Annotated in this window: 1 protein-coding gene; it reads right to left on the bottom strand. The window is 44.5% G+C overall.

Translation table 11 applies throughout. From position 1 onward, the window contains the following. The coding region (locus tag A3766_RS01245) for a 3-deoxy-7-phosphoheptulonate synthase (protein WP_068641505.1) at nt 1–746 on the bottom strand (746 nt) is incomplete at both ends.

The following is a 746-nucleotide window of genomic DNA, read 5'->3' as shown; positions in this document are numbered from 1 at the left end:
GATTTTTCAGTTGTCTCCCAGTCGATACAAGCATCGGTAACTGATACGCCGTACTCAAGCTGAGATAAATCTTCAGGAATCGATTGGTTACCAAACTTAAGATTGCTCTCAACCATAATGCCAACGATAGATTTGTTGCCGTCGATGATCTGATTGCAAACGTCCTGCATAACCAGTGGCTGCAGGTTAGCATCTTTGTTTGAGTTTGCGTGGCTGCAATCAATCATTATGTTCTTACTAAGTTTTGCTTTCTCAAGTTCCTGCTCGCATAGTGCAACGTTAACTGAGTCATAATTAGGTTTACCGCCACCACCACGCAAGACAACGTGAGAATATGGGTTGCCTTTAGTGCGAACTACCGATACTTGTCCTTCGCGATTAATCCCTAAAAAGCTATGAGGGTGTGATGCAGATTTAAGTGCATTCATCGCAACGCCAAGGCCGCCGTCTGTGCCATTCTTAAAGCCGATTGCAACTGACAAACCGCTACTCATTTCGCGGTGTGTTTGGGACTCTGTGGTACGCGCACCAATAGCAGACCAGGAAATTGTATCTTGCAAGTATTGTGGTGAGATTGGATCAAGTGCTTCGGTAGCGGTAGGTAGGCCCATATCGCAAATGTCTATTAGTAGTTGGCGGCCAATATGCAGGCCTTCTTCAACTTCAAATGAATCATTTAGGTGAGGGTCATTGATAAGACCTTTCCATCCAACAGTTGTTCGAGGTTTTTCAAAATAGACACGCAT

The sequence above is a fragment of the Oleiphilus sp. HI0132 genome (assembly GCF_001635845.1).
The sequence above is the reverse complement of the archived record's forward strand: the minus strand, read 5'-3'. Positions and strand labels throughout refer to the sequence as shown.